Below are 12,530 nucleotides of genomic sequence, written 5' to 3'. Positions count from 1 at the left end.
GGGGCGGGGCAGGTGGTGAGACGGTTCGTGCCGCACGTGCCGATGCGACCGCTGTGGCGCTGCCGGGCCTGTGGCGCGCCCTGGCCCTGCCAGCCGGCCCGGCTCACGTTGCTGGTCGAGTACCGGGGCCGGCGGACCGCCCTGCTGTTCTACCTGGGTGCGCTGATGGTGGAGGCCGGCGACCAGCTCGGCCAGCTCACCGGACACGCCCGGCCGGCCGACCTGCACGAACGCTTTCTCGGCTGGGCCCGCGCCCGCCCGGCGGGGAGTTCCGGTGATCGCCTACGCGTGAGCGGTACCGGATCGGCGTGTCGTGATCGCCCAGGCGTAGACGACCATGGGAAATCGGCCGCCTCCCGCCCCGACCCGGCACTGCGGGACGGGGCGGGGGCCACAATGTTTCACGTGAATCCAAACCCCGGTGCCGAGATCCACCACACCGACCCGTTCGCGGTGCCGACCGGGCAACGCTCGCCGGCCCGTCGGCTGCGGGGGCGGCTCGCCGCGCCGGTGACGCTCTGGACCGCTCCCGGCCCGGCCGGGCTGACCGTGTCGTCAACCCTGGTCGCCGAGGGCGAGCCGGACCGGCTGCTCGGCCTGATCGACCCCGAGGCCGACCTGTGGCCGGCGATCGAGGACGCGGGCCGGTTCGCGGTGGCCCCGCTCGGGCCGTCCCACCGGCAGCTCGCCGACCGGTTCGCCGGGCTCTTCCCCTCACCGGGTGGGCTGTTCGCCACCGACGCGTGGACCGACACGCCCTACGGGCCGGTACCCGCCGACGCCGGGAGCTGGGCCGGCTGCCGCCTGGACACCGCCCGGGAGTACGGCTGGGCCCTCCTCGTCGAGGCGACCATCGAGACGGTCGAGATCGTCGGCGACACCCCGCCCCTCCTGCACCACCGGGGCCGCTACCACCAGCTTCCCTGACCAGCCCCGCCCGTGCGGGGCCGGGGTGGCGTCGCAACGTCACCGATATAGCGGCATCCTGGCCGGCGGATAGCGCAACTTCGGCCCAGGCGGGTGGATCATCGCCCGGTCATCGCCCGGTCCGCGCCCGGTCCGCGTGCGGATCGTCCGGTGAGCGGGGTGACGTGGGTCACTGGGCGCAGGTGGGGGACCGTTCGGCGCAGGGGACTGCCGGGATCGATCTGCACCTTTTCCTGCAGGCGGGCCGCTCTCTACGGTGCGCGAAACTCCCGATGCCTGTGAAGGTGGTGATCCACAGATGTCCACGGACACACCCACGCCCGCCCCGGCCGACTCGGCGGCGGAGCGTTATCTGGCCGTACAACGGTCGGACGAGTTCGTCGGGTTGCGCCGCGCGCTGCGCAGCTTCGTCTTCCCGATGACCGTCGCGTTCTTCCTGTGGTACGCGCTCTACGTGATCCTCTCCGCCTACGCGCGGGACTTCATGGGCACGAAGCTCTTCGGCAGCAACATCAACGTGGCGCTGATCTTCGGGCTGCTCCAGTTCGTCTCGACGTTCCTCATCGCCTGGCTCTACTCCCGGTACGCCGACCGCAAGCTCGACCCGACGGCCGACCGCATCCGCGCCGAGATCGGGGAGGTGACCCGTGAACACGGTCCTCGCGGTTGAGGCGGGCGGCGGCACCGCCCGCAACCTGACCATCACCCTGTTCCTGGTGTTCGTGGCGGTGACGCTGGCGATCACGATCTGGGCCAGCCGGCAGACCAAGACAGCCACCGACTTCTACGCCGGCGGCCGGTCCTTCTCCGGTTTCCAGAACGGCATGGCGATCGGCGGCGACTACATGTCGGCCGCGTCGTTCCTCGGCATCGCCGGCATCATCGCGCTGTACGGCTACGACGGTTTCCTCTACTCCATCGGCTTCCTGGTCGCCTGGCTGGTGGCACTGCTGCTGGTGGCGGAGCTGCTGCGTAACTCGGGCCGTTACACGATGGCCGACGTGCTGGCGTTCCGGATGCGTCAGCGGCCGGTGCGTACGGCGGCGGCGGTCTCCACCATCACCGTGTCGATCTTCTACCTGCTGGCCCAGATGGTGGGCGCGGGCGCTCTGGTCGCGCTGCTGCTGGGAATCAAGCCGGGCACGACGTTCCTGGGCATGGACGCCGACACCGCCAAGGTGGCCACCATCATCATGGTCGGCGCCCTCATGATCATCTACGTGACCGTGGGTGGCATGAAGGGCACCACGTACGTCCAGATCGTCAAGGCGTTCCTGCTGATGTCCGGCGCGCTGGTGATGACCGTACTGGTGCTGGCGAAGTACAACTTCAACCTGTCGGCGCTGCTCGGTGACGCCGCCGCCACGTCGGGCAAGGGCAGCGCGTTCCTCGAACCCGGGCTCCGGTACGGCGTCGAGGTGGCCGGCAACTCGACCCAGACCTTCTACAACAAGATGGATCTGCTGTCGCTGGGTATCGCCCTGGTGCTCGGCACCGCCGGCCTGCCGCACATCCTGATCCGCTTCTACACCGTGCCGACCGCCAAGGCGGCCCGTAAGAGCGTGCTCTGGGCGATCGGCATCATCGGCACCTTCTACCTGCTGACGCTGGCCCTGGGCTTCGGTGCCGCGGCGCTGGTCGGCGGCAAGGAGATCATCGCGCAGGACAAGGCGGGCAACACCGCCGCGCCGCAGCTCGCCGAGGAACTGGGCAAGTCCTTCCTCGGCGGCGACCTGGGCGGGGCGACCCTGTTGGCGATCATCGCGGCGGTCGCGTTCGCCACCATCCTGGCGGTGGTCGCCGGCCTGACCCTGGCCTCGTCGTCCAGCCTGGCGCACGACTTCTACGCCAACGTGATCAAGAGGGGGCAGACCTCCGAACGCCAGGAGGTCCGGGTGGCCCGAATCTCGGCCCTGGTCATCGGCGCGGTCTCGATCGCCCTGTCGATCTACGCGCAGAGCCTGAACGTGGCCTTCCTGGTGGCGTTGGCGTTCGCGGTGGCCGCCTCCGGCAACCTGCCGGCGATCCTCTACAGCCTGTTCTGGAAGCGGTTCAACACCTCGGGCGCGGTCTGGGCGATCTACGGCGGCCTGGTCTCGGCCGTGTTCCTGGTGTTCTTCTCGCCGGTCGTCTCCGGCGCACCCACCTCGATGTTCCCGGACCACGACTGGCAGTGGTTCCCGCTGTCCAACCCGGGTCTGCTGTCCATCCCGTTCGGGTTCCTCTGCGGCTGGCTCGGCACGGTGATCTCCAAGGAGCACGACGAGGACAAGTACGCCGAGTTGGAGGTGCGGGCCCTCACCGGCGCGGGCGCGCACTGACCGACCGGCACCACGGGCCCCCGACGCGACCGCTCGCGTCGGGGGCCCACCCGTCGGTCACCCCGGAGAGCCGCCCACCGGGCGGGATACGGGACGCGCCCGACCTCGGGTCGACCGGGCCCCGGGCAGCGGGGAGAAGTAGGCTGGCCGCCATGAAGGTTGCCCAGCGGTTCGGAAACGGTCACCGTGTCCTGGTCACCGGCGGTGCCGGGTTCGTGCCGTCACACCTGGCGGACGCCCTGGTCGAGCGCGGGTGCACGGTGGTCGCGCTGGACAACTTCGTCACCGGCTCCAAGGACAACGTCGCGCACCTGGCCGAGCACCCCCGATTCACCCTGGTCGAGGCGGACATCTCCGACGGCCTGCCCACCCACCACCCGGCCCTGGCGCAGCGGTTCGACGCGATCATGCACATGGCGTCCCCGGCCAGCCCGACCGACTTCGAGAAGCTGCCGGTGGAGATCCTCCGGGTCGGGTCGGTGGGCACCCTGCACCTGCTCGACCGCGCGGTCGCCGACGACGCCCGCTTCCTGATGGCCTCCACCTCCGAGGCGTACGGGGACCCGAAGGAACACCCGCAGCGGGAGACGTACTGGGGCAACGTCAACCCGATCGGGGTGCGCAGCGTCTACGACGAGGCGAAGCGCTTCTCCGAGGCGGCGACAATGGGTTACCGCCGCAGCCGGGGGCTGGACGCGGCGATCGTCCGGATCTTCAACACGTACGGCCCGCGGATGCGTCCGGACGACGGCCGGGCGATCCCCACCTTCATCTCCCAGGCGCTGCGCGGCGAGCCGATCACCGTGCACGGCACCGGTGACCAGACCCGGTCGATCTGTTACGTCGACGACCTGGTGCGCGGCATCCTGCTGCTGCTCGACTCGACGCAGACCGGCCCGATCAACTGCGGCACCGAACACGAGATGTCGATGCGGCAACTCGCCGAGACGATCGTGTCACTCTCCGGCAGCACGTCACAGGTGACCTACGTCACCCGCAGCGCGGACGACCCGGAGATGCGCCGCCCCGACCTGACCCTCGCCCGGGACCTGCTGGGATACCAGCCGGAGGTCTCGCCCGAGGAGGGCCTGCGACGCACCATCGACCATTTCCGCGACCGGCTAGGGTAGCTCCCCCGCGCCACGCGGGACGGCCGGCGGGCTTCACATTCAGCCAACGCTCGACCCGCCTACGTACGCTGAAACGCATGTCAGCGACCTCGTCAGCCGGCGCCTCGCTCCCTTACCTGCACCGCAGCGCGGGCCGGGCCCCGGTGCCCGGCGCCGACCGGGGCCCCACCGGGCGCGCCCGGCAGTCCGACGCGCAGTGGTACCCCTCGCACCAGGAGAGTCAGCCCCGGTCGGGCGGGCCGGGTGGGCCCGGCACACCCCCGGGGCCGGGCGGGCCGGGGAACCACGGTCGGCGTGGACCGCGCCCGCGCTGGGGGCGGATCGCCCTGGTGGCCGGCGTGACGGTGCTGGTGGTGGCGCTGCTCGGCGGGATCGGGGCCTGGTTCTACACCCGCAACCTCAACGAGGACCTGGCCCGCACCGACCCGTTCTCGGAGATCACCGGTGGCCGGCCGGCGAAGGCGGTCGACGGGGCGCTGAACATCCTGCTGGTCGGCACGGACTCGCGGGACCCGGACGCGGCGGTCGACAAGCCGGGCGAGTGGCGGGCGGACACGCTGATCGTCATGCACATCCCGGCCGACCACAAGTCGGCCTACCTGGTCTCCGTCCCGCGTGACCTGTACGTGCCGATCCCCGAGAGCGCGGGCGCGGCCTGCGACTCCGGTCAGCGCGCCAAGATCAATGCTGCGTTCGCCTTCGGTGGCCTGCCGCTGGCGGTACGCACCGTGGAGTGCTTCACCGACGTCCGGATCGACAACGTGATGGCGATCGACTTCGGCGGCTTCAAGGAGGTCACCGACGCCCTCGGCGGGGTCGACCTGAAGGTGGAGCGGAGCATCACCTCGATCCACAAGCCGTACCGGAAGTTCACCAAGGGCACCATGCACATGGACGGCGCGACGGCCCTGGACTGGATCCGCCAGCGCAAGCAGTTCCCCCAGGGCGACTTCGCCCGGATGCGTCACCAGCAGGAGTTCCTGCGGGCGCTGATGGACAAGGCGGCCAGCACGGGCACGCTGACCAACCCCAAGAAGCTGAACGCGTTCCTCCAGTCGGTGACCGACGCGGTGACCGTCGACAACGACTTCTCCCTCGGCGACATGGCCATCCAGTTCCGCAACCTGCGCGGGGAGAACCTGACCTTCCTCACCAGCCCGAACCTCGGCAGCGACACGATCAACGGCGAGTCGGTGGTGGTCTCCGACCGGGAGAAGGCACTGGCGATGTACAAGGCGATGTCCGCCGACACGATGGCGGACTGGGTGGCGGCCGACAAGAAGGCGGCCGCCGGCAACGGCAACTGAGGCGTCGCGGGTGCGGGGGCGGGCCGACGCGGTCCGCCCCCGTGTGTCGGGCAGGTTTCGACGAACGTCATCAGAGGTCGTTTCCGGAACGCTTGATCATCGGACGCCAACGGCCGTCCGGTCGCATCGATTCGCCCGAACGGATGAATCATGGGGCTAAAGGTCAGGTTGTCTGGGATTTGTGCGTGTGACGACCTCGCCTTGCCGGGAAGCGGTACGTAAAGTGGTCCCGCCCCCCGATCACGCGAGCTGGAGCACGCATGCCGGTTCAGACCAGCCCCCGCCCGTCGCCACCGAGCGCCGACCCCTACCGGGCGTCGGCCGCCGTCCCGTCACCGGGCGGTCGCGGCGGTCGGCCCTCCGCCACGGCCCGCAAGCGTGCCCGGCGCAAGGACCCGCTCTGGGCGCGGCTGACCGTGGTCTTCGGCGCGGTGCTGATGCTGACCAGCGGCGTGGCGATCGTCGGCAGCAAGGCGTTGATCAGTCAGGCGACCGGCAACATCGCCCAGCGCAACCTGCTCGGCGGGGCGGGCAAGACCGAGGCCGAGGGCGGCGCCAACCTCGACGGGCCGATCGACATGCTGCTGCTCGGCGTGGACGCCCGGGAGCGCTGGGCCGCCGACGACGTCCGCTCGGACAGCATCATCGTGCTGCACATCCCGGCCAGCCACGACCAGGCGTACCTGGTCTCGATCCCCCGGGACACCGAGGCGCAGATCCCGCCGTTCAAGAAGAGCGGGTTCAAGGGCGGCACCGACAAGATCAACGCGGCGTTCCAGGCCGGCGCGCGCAACGGCGGCGGCTGGGAGGGCGGCGCCCAGCTGATGGCCCAGACCATCAAGAACATGACCGGGGTCAGCTTCGACGGGGCCGCGATCATCAACTTCGGTGGCTTCAAGAACGTCATCGACACCCTCGGCACGGTGCGCATCTGCGTCAGCCACGAGGTGAAGTCGCACCACATGATGATGGTCGACGGCAAGCAGATGTGGAATGCGGACGCCAAGAAGACCGGCCGGCCGATGACCCCGGTGGTCTACAAGAAGGGCTGCCGGGAGATGAACGGCCTCCAGGCGCTCGACTACTCGCGGCAGCGCTACGGCCTGCCGAACAGCGACTACGACCGGCAGCAGAACCAGCAGCAGCTGATCAAGGCGATGGCCCGTAAGGCAACCGACAAGGGCATGCTGACCAACCCGGTCAAGGTCAACCAGCTGATCAAGGCGGCCGGCAAGGCGTTCATCCTGGACACCGGGGGCGTGCCGGTGGCCGACCTGGTGTTCACCATGCGCGGGGTCACCGCCAACGAGTTGACCATGCTGCGGACCAACGGCGGCACGTTCAACGGCAACGCCAACAACCGCGAGGCGCTCAGCCAGCAGACGCTTGACATGTTCCAGGCGATCAAGGAAGACAAGCTGGCCGAGTTCGTGTACGCCAACCCGAGCGTGCTGTCCACCCGTAAGTGACCGGTCGGTAGTCGCGGCGAACCGGCCCGGGAGCCGGTCAAACCCCCGTAGCCTGACGTGAGAGATATTCACGTTGCGGCCACGGGGAGGACGTCACGGCCAGGTCAGCGCGATCCGACCGGGGGCGGGGCACACCGCCCCCCGGCCGGCGCAGGGCACGCTGGCCACGGGCCCTGCTCGGCGTCGGCCTCGCCCTGGTGCTGCTCGCCGGGCTCGCCGTGGTCGGGGTGCGGCTGCTCGCCCACCGCTACGACCGCACGGTCAGCAAGGAGCAACTGCTCTCCCCCGACGCCCGGCAGGCCCGCACCGACCTGGACACCGGGATCAACTACCTGATCGTCGGCTCCGACCGACGCCCCGGCGCAGCCGGGGCGGACCAGCGGTCGGACACCATCCTGATCGTGCACGTGCCGCCCGGCCTGCGGCAGGCGTACCTGATTTCCGTCCCCCGGGACCTGCTGGTCGCCATCCCCCCCGACGGCGTCGGCTACGCCGGTGGCCAGGACAAGATCAACGCAGCGTACGAGCACGGCGGCGGCGGCGAGGGCGGCACCCGCCTGCTCTCGGCCACCCTGACCCGGCTCACCGGCATCCGCTTCGACGGGGCGGCGCTGGTCGACTTCGCCGGCTTCCGACGCGTCATCGACCTGCTCGGCGGCATCCGGATGTGCGTCGACACCGAGGTCCGCTCGATCCACACCGGTGTCGTCTTCCCGGTCGGCTGCCAGCAGATGGACGGCGCACGGGCGCTGGACTACGCCCGGCAACGCTACGACCTGCCCAACGGCGACTACGACCGGCAGCGCCACCAGCAGCAGATGCTGCGGGCGATGATGGACCGCGCCGGCGAGACCCACCTGCGCACCGACCCGGTGCAACTCGACCGGGTGCTGCGGGCGGTCGGCAGCGCGCTCACCGTCGACACCAACGGCGTACCCCTGGACGAGCTGCTGTTCGCCCTGCGCTCGCTGCCCGCCGACGCGCTGCGCGGGGTGCAGCTCCCGTCCTACCCGCAGACCATCGACGGCGTCTCGTACGTGGTGCTCGACAACGGTGGCGGCGGGCTCTTCGAGGCCGTCCGCACCGACCGGCTACCCGACTGGTCCCGGGCCAACCCGCGCTGGGTCAACCGGCTCTGACCGTCATGCCGTACACCCGCCGACGGGTCGCCACGCCGAGCGCCGACGTGCCGCCGACGGCACCGAGGATCTAGGCTTTCGACCGTGTTCGGATCCCAGGTTCCCAGTGTCCCCGTGACCGCGATCGACGACGACACCTACCTGCTCGACGTCCGCGAGGACGACGAGTGGGCGGCGGGCCACGCGCCCGGCGCGCACCACGTACCGATGATGGAACTGCCGGCCCGGCTCGCCGAGGTGCCCACCGACCGCGACGTCGCGGTGATCTGCCGCTCCGGCGGGCGCTCCGCCCAGGTCGTCGGCTACCTGCTCGGCAACGGCTGGGAGCAGGTCCGCAACGCCGACGGCGGGATGCGGCAGTGGGCGGCCGTCGGCAGGCCGGTCGTCACCGGGGACGGGCAGCCCGGCCAGGTCATCTGAGCGGCTCGGCATGGCTGATCCACTGGTCTTCGCGCACCGGGGCGCGTCGGCCGACCTGCCCGAGCACACCCTGGCGGCCTACCTGCGGGCCCTCGACGAGGGCGCCGACGGGCTGGAGTGCGACGTCCGGCTGACCCGCGACGGGCACCTGGTCTGCGTACACGACAGGCGGTTGAACCGGACCAGCAACGGTCACGGCCTGGTCAGCGCCCGCACCCTGGCCGAGCTGGAGACCCTGGACTTCGGCTCCTGGCACCCCGGCTGCGCGCCGGCCGACGACGACGCGGCGCCGGACGACACCCGTACCCGGCTGCTCACCCTGGACCGGCTGCTGACCGCCGTCCGCGACGCCGGCCGCCCGGTCAAGCTGCTGGTGGAGACCAAACATCCGTCCCGCTACCGGGGGGACGTCGAGCGCCGGCTGGTGACCATGCTGCGTCGGCACGGGCTGGCCGAGCCGGGCCCGGACGACCCGGTGCAGGTCACCGTGATGTCGTTCTCCCCGCTGGCGGTACGCCGGGTGCGTGAACTGGCCCCGGCGCTGCCGACAGTGCTGCTGCTGGAGGTGCTGCCGCGCTGGCTGCGGCTCGGCCGGCTGCCGTTCGGGGCGCGGATCGCCGGGCCGGGCATCGGTCTGGTCCGGGCCCGCCCGGAGCTGGTGCCCACACTGCGCGCCGCCGGCCACCCGGTGTACGTCTGGACGGTCAACGAACCGACCGACCTGGAGCTGGTCCTCGACGCGGGGGTGGACGGGGTGATCACCGACCGGCCCGCGCACACCCTGGCCCGGCTGGGCCGGTGACGCCCGGCTCACACCGGTCCCCGGCCGACGCCGGGGGTTGGGGCCGGCACCGGCTGCCCGAGCCGGGTGACCTGCGGGGGGTGCCCGAACCGCCCGGTACGGGGCAGACTCGGGGCATGCCGGAGCGCCCCGATCTCGCCACCCTCATCGCCGACCACGGCGCGGTGATCGAGATGATCAACTCAGGTGAGGCCGGCCTGCCGGTGCTCACCTCGCTGCTCCGGGCGGCCCGCCCCACGCTCGGCGCGGCCTGTGTGGCCTTCGTCGAGTTCGCCCCGACCGGCGGCCGGGTGATCGCCGCCAGCGGCTGCGCCGAGTGGACCATCGGCCGCCCGCTGCCCGCCTCCGACCCGGCCACCGTCTGCCTGCTCACCGGGCCCCGGGTCCGGCAGGCCCGGCTGGACCGCCTCGACGGTCCGCTCGCCGCGGAACTGGTCGGCAACGGCCTGCGCCGCATGATCGTCGCCCGCGCCGAACTCAACGGGCTCACCGTCGGCACCCTGCACGCCCTCTACGCCGACGACGACGAGACCGAGGACCGCGTCCAGCACGCGACCCTCGGCTACCTCGCCTCCTGCATCGCCCACATGTACGGCGACCAGAGCGGCCTGCCGGTGCACGGCGACGGCCCGGTCGTCGCGGCGCTGGCCGACGGCCTGGCCGTGGTCGACCGGGACGGTCGGGTCCGGCTGTGGAACCCGGCCGCCACCCAGGTCACCGGGCGCAGCGCCGGTGACGCGATGAACCGGCCGCTGCCGTTCCCGCTCCCGCCGGCCGGCCAGCTGCTCGACCACCAGCTCCCGGACGGGCGGTGGCTGCGGATCACCACCGGCGAGCTGGTCGGGCCGGGCACGCTACGGGTGATCACCTTCCGCGACATCACCGACCAGCGACGCCGGGAGTCCGACCGGGACCTCTTCGTCGCGGTCACCAGCCACGAGCTGCGCACCCCGGTCACCGTCATCAAGGGCTACGCCGACACCCTCACCGACCACTGGGAGTCGCTCACCGACCACGACCGGCGGCAGGCGGCCCGGGTGATCGGTCAACGGGCCAACGAACTGGCCCGGCTGGTCGACCGGCTGCTCACCTCGGCCACCGACGTACGCTCCGACGGCGAGCCGGCCGTCCCGTTCGACCTCGGTGAGGCGCTGCGCGCGGCGGTCCTGGACCTCCCCGGCGACCTGCGCCGACGCCTGTTCCTGCACGCGCCGGCCGACCTGCCCAAGGCCCTCGGGGACCGGCGCAGCCTGACCACCGTGCTGACCGAGCTGTGCACCAACGCGGGCAAGTGGGCACCGGCGGACTCCCCGATCGAGGTGTTCGCGTCGGCCGACAGGCAGACCGTGTCGTTCCGGGTGGCCGACCGGGGGGTGGGCATCCGCCCGGAGCACGTCGAACGCGCCTTCGACCGGTTCTGGCAGGGCGAGTCCGGCGACCGGCGGGCGTATCCGGGTGCCGGACTCGGCCTCTATCTCGTCCGCCGGATCGTTGAACAGCAGAATGGATGGGTATCCCTACGTCCACGCGACGGTGGCGGTACCGTCGCAGAGGTGCGGCTCCCCCGCGGGTGAGCCGCCGGTGGGCCGGACGGCCCACCGCGGGCACGGGCCGGGAAGGAGCCGGGGTGTCGACGGGACGAGCCGAGCGTTCGTGGTGTGTGGTGGTCCCCCACCACGCCACCGGCGCGCGGCTGGCCCGGCACCGGCTCGCCGACGAACTCGCCGACCTGGTGCCCCCACCGCTCCTCGCCGACATGGTGGCCGTCCTGGCCGAACTGGTCGGCAACGCGGTCCGGCACGCCGACCCGCTGCCCGGCGGGGTGGTCCGGGTCGCCTGGCGGCTGCGCCCGACCCGGACCGGGCCGGGCCTGTCCGTCCGGGTGACCGACGGCGGCGCCGGGGCCGGCCCCCGGATCCGGGCCGCCGGCACGGACGCCGTCGACGGCCGGGGCCTGCACATCGTCGCCGGGCTGGCCAGCCGCTGGGGGGTCGACCGGGACGGCCTGGGGCAGAGCGTCTGGGCCGAGTTCGACCCCGCCGACTGCCGGCCGGACCTGGTCGCCGCCGGCTGACCGGGGCGGGTCCTTCCCCCACCGCCGCCCTGCGGGCTCTAGGCTGTCTCGCCGTGAGCAAGCGTCGAAAGAACCAGCGCGCCGAGGCCGCTCCCCGCCGGGAGAAGATCCGGGACGTCTTCGTCCCCCGTCCGTTCGAGGGGCTGGTGGACGAGCCGGAGTGGATCGCCCTGCGCGAACTCGTACCGGCGGCCTCGGCACCGCTGCGGCTCACCCCGGAGCTGGTCGAGGAGCACGGCGACCGCCCAGTCACCCTGGCGACCGTGCTGCCGATGGCCGCCCCGGCGATGACCAAGCCGGACGGTCGGGTGTTCATCGGCCTCCAGCGGCACCAGCAGTCCGGCGACGTCTCCCGGGACCTGGCCGACGCGCTGCTCTGCGCGCTGCGTACCGAGCCGGGTGGGGCGGTGACGGTGCCGCCGCTGCCGGGCCCCGGCCCGCGCCTGCAGGACATCCTGGTGGACGGCCCGCTGGAGATCACGATGCACGACGGGTTCGAGTTCTGGCTCGACCCGGGCGCGGCCGACGACCCGACCGTGCAGGCTTCCCTGGAGCGGGCGAACGCGGCGATCTACCCGACCGTGAAGCTGGCCGCCGCGCGGGCCGCCTACTGGTGCCAGGTGCCGGAGAAGGCGCACGTGCGCTGGGTGCTCGGTGACGACGAGGACGCCGCGCTGGACGCGCTCTCGCGGCTCTCCGCCGCCGGTGCGCTCACCCTCGGCGAGAGCACGAAGTTCGCCGGCATGTTCCGGGCGCACGGCCGGCTGGCACCCGTGTGGGACCTGCCGGAGGACGTCCCGGCCGCCGAGTGGGAGGAGCCGGTGGCCGCGTTCGCCAAGCGTTACGCCGACGCGCTGGCCGAGAAGGAGCCGTTGGACGCCGCCGGCCGCCGGGCCCGTCAGGGCCTGCTCGGCCGCCAGCTCACCCTCCGCTAGGCCGCC

12 protein-coding genes are annotated in these 12,530 nt (G+C 72.0%); all 12 read left to right on the top strand.

From position 1 onward, the window contains the following. The first annotated feature begins 42 nt into the window (after positions 1-42). The 12 genes from ACN260_RS29880 (at position 43) to ACN260_RS29825 (ending at position 12,524) form a co-directional block, all read left to right on the top strand. Positions 43-927 carry a flavin reductase family protein gene (locus ACN260_RS29880; protein ID WP_422756875.1) on the top strand — a complete coding sequence of 295 codons (885 nt, stop codon included), beginning with the start codon at positions 43-45 and terminating at the stop codon, positions 925-927. Between the two features lie 298 nt (positions 928-1,225). Then, complete coding sequence (locus ACN260_RS29875; protein ID WP_145922406.1) at positions 1,226-1,597, top strand: DUF485 domain-containing protein; 372 nt, start codon at positions 1,226-1,228, stop codon at positions 1,595-1,597. Next, positions 1,575-3,248 carry a solute symporter family protein gene (locus tag ACN260_RS29870; RefSeq protein WP_422754075.1) on the top strand — a complete coding sequence of 558 codons (1,674 nt, stop codon included), beginning with the start codon at positions 1,575-1,577 and terminating at the stop codon, positions 3,246-3,248. The genes ACN260_RS29875 and ACN260_RS29870 overlap by 23 nt, the downstream gene beginning before the upstream one ends. 152 nt (positions 3,249-3,400) lie before the next feature. Next, positions 3,401-4,378, top strand: a complete 978-nt coding sequence (locus ACN260_RS29865; protein ID WP_422754074.1) for a GDP-mannose 4,6-dehydratase — start codon at positions 3,401-3,403, stop codon at positions 4,376-4,378. A 77-nt stretch (positions 4,379-4,455) separates the two neighbouring features. Continuing rightward, complete coding sequence (locus ACN260_RS29860; RefSeq protein ID WP_422754073.1) at positions 4,456-5,685, top strand: LCP family protein; 1,230 nt, start codon at positions 4,456-4,458, stop codon at positions 5,683-5,685. 260 nt (positions 5,686-5,945) lie between these two features. Continuing rightward, the gene (locus ACN260_RS29855; RefSeq protein ID WP_422754072.1) at positions 5,946-7,154 is read left to right on the top strand and encodes an LCP family protein; all 1,209 of its coding nucleotides are present in this window, start codon (positions 5,946-5,948) and stop codon (positions 7,152-7,154) included. Between the two features lie 197 nt (positions 7,155-7,351). Further along, complete coding sequence (locus ACN260_RS29850) at positions 7,352-8,293, top strand: LCP family protein (RefSeq protein ID WP_422754071.1); 942 nt, start codon at positions 7,352-7,354, stop codon at positions 8,291-8,293. A gap of 84 nt (positions 8,294-8,377) precedes the next feature. Next, entirely contained in the window at positions 8,378-8,713 is a 336-nt protein-coding gene (locus tag ACN260_RS29845; protein WP_088643589.1) for a rhodanese-like domain-containing protein, read from the top strand. Between the two features lie 10 nt (positions 8,714-8,723). After that, on the top strand, positions 8,724-9,515 hold the full coding sequence (locus ACN260_RS29840; RefSeq protein WP_422754070.1) for a glycerophosphodiester phosphodiesterase: 792 nt from the start codon (positions 8,724-8,726) through the stop codon (positions 9,513-9,515). Between the two features lie 116 nt (positions 9,516-9,631). Next, positions 9,632-11,089, top strand: coding sequence for an ATP-binding protein (locus ACN260_RS29835; RefSeq protein WP_422754069.1), 1,458 nt, complete (start codon positions 9,632-9,634; stop codon positions 11,087-11,089). A gap of 53 nt (positions 11,090-11,142) precedes the next feature. After that, positions 11,143-11,589: an ATP-binding protein gene (locus tag ACN260_RS29830; protein ID WP_422754068.1), complete on the top strand. Its 447-nt coding sequence runs from the start codon at positions 11,143-11,145 to the stop codon at positions 11,587-11,589. A gap of 53 nt (positions 11,590-11,642) precedes the next feature. Next, a complete protein-coding gene (locus ACN260_RS29825) occupies positions 11,643-12,524 on the top strand; it encodes a DUF5926 family protein (RefSeq protein ID WP_422754067.1) in 882 nt (293 codons plus the stop codon). Positions 12,525-12,530: the final 6 nt, after the last annotated feature.

Origin of the sequence: Micromonospora sp. WMMD708 (genome assembly GCF_049315245.1) — a bacterium.
Lineage (GTDB): Bacteria > Actinomycetota > Actinomycetes > Mycobacteriales > Micromonosporaceae > Micromonospora > Micromonospora wenchangensis.
This window is presented reverse-complemented; position numbering and strand designations above follow the sequence as displayed.

Coding starts and splice junctions, on each gene's coding strand:
- ACN260_RS29880 (WP_422756875.1), top strand. CDS start 43: ATGCGACCGCTGTGGCGCTGCCGGGCCTGTGGCGCGCCCTGGCCCTGC.
- ACN260_RS29875 (WP_145922406.1), top strand. CDS start 1,226: ATGTCCACGGACACACCCACGCCCGCCCCGGCCGACTCGGCGGCGGAG.
- ACN260_RS29865 (WP_422754074.1), top strand. CDS start 3,401: ATGAAGGTTGCCCAGCGGTTCGGAAACGGTCACCGTGTCCTGGTCACC.
- ACN260_RS29860 (WP_422754073.1), top strand. CDS start 4,456: ATGTCAGCGACCTCGTCAGCCGGCGCCTCGCTCCCTTACCTGCACCGC.
- ACN260_RS29855 (WP_422754072.1), top strand. CDS start 5,946: ATGCCGGTTCAGACCAGCCCCCGCCCGTCGCCACCGAGCGCCGACCCC.
- ACN260_RS29840 (WP_422754070.1), top strand. CDS start 8,724: ATGGCTGATCCACTGGTCTTCGCGCACCGGGGCGCGTCGGCCGACCTG.
- ACN260_RS29835 (WP_422754069.1), top strand. CDS start 9,632: ATGCCGGAGCGCCCCGATCTCGCCACCCTCATCGCCGACCACGGCGCG.